The 694-nt window shown below is 67.4% G+C and carries 1 protein-coding gene; it reads right to left on the bottom strand.

Annotated elements, in window-relative coordinates:
* The coding region (locus AC1D1L_RS33720) for an Ig-like domain-containing protein (RefSeq protein ID WP_477345849.1) at positions 1-694 on the bottom strand (694 nt) is incomplete at both ends.

The raw sequence follows: 694 nt of genomic DNA on the forward strand, positions 1-694 counted from the left end.
GCTGGCCAGCAGGTCATCCTCGTTGACGGTGACGTCGCCGCCGTTGGCGGCCGGCGTCAGGTCGGTGATCACCGGCGGCGAGTTGCCGATCGAGATGGTCAGCGTGGTGTGCGAGGTGTCGCCGTCGCCGTCCTTGATGGTGTAGGTGAAGACGTCGTCATGGCCGCCGGCCGAGCCGGCATCGCGGGTATAGGTGTAGGTGCCGTCGGCGGCCAGCGTCAGCTTGCCGTAGAGACCCTGGATCGGGGTGCCGAGTGTTGCGGCATTGTCGACGTCGGCATTGGTGTTGCCGGCGGCGACTCCGACCACGGCAGCGCCGTCGGCGCCCCTGGTGTCGGCAACCCCGTCGGTCGCGTTGCCGTCGAGGGCGTCGGTTCCGCCAACCAGCACATTGCCCGTCGCGGGACCAAACTGGCCGGCTGCAATGCTGTCCGTATCGGCAACCGCCGTCGGCACGTCATCGACGATGTTGATGATGAGGCTGCCGGCCGGTGCGCTGTCGCCATCGGCGTCGGTGACGACGACCGCGAAGCTGGTGCTGGACGGATCGGTCAGCGTGTTGTCGATGAGCGTGTAGGAGTAGCTGATCGTGCCGAGGCCGGTCGCCGGATTGTAGACATAGCTTGCCGTCAGCGTGCCTGTCGTCCCGTCGGCGAACGCCGTCGGGATACCGGTCAGTACATGGCCGCCCAGC

The sequence above is a fragment of the Mesorhizobium sp. P2_D6 genome (genome assembly GCF_056404315.1).